The organism is Roseibium sp. RKSG952 (assembly GCF_009711355.1).
In genome coordinates this window covers 1-210 of sequence record NZ_SMMF01000026.1, presented here as the reverse complement: position 1 = coordinate 210, position 210 = coordinate 1, and the positions used below count along the sequence as shown (strand labels likewise).

1 protein-coding gene is annotated in these 210 nt (G+C 66.7%); it reads right to left on the bottom strand.

Annotated features, from left to right (window positions below; genetic code table 11):
- Window positions 1-210: helix-turn-helix domain-containing protein (locus E1297_RS00050; RefSeq protein ID WP_155132461.1), on the bottom strand; the 210-nt coding region annotated here is incomplete at both ends.

Sequence of the window (210 nt, the reverse complement as noted above, 5' to 3'; positions counted from 1 at the left end):
GCGGACGACCCCGTGCACGGCAGGGATCGGGCCATCCTCGACGATCCGTGCCAAGGCTGCCCGATGGTCCGCCTTCAATTTGGGCACCGCTCCAGGGGCCTTGCGGTCAAGCAGCCCTTCCGGACCTTCAGCATTGAACCGCACCACCCAATCGCGGACCACCTGATGCGTCACCCCGCTGATCCGGGCTGCCTCAAGGCGCTTGCAACC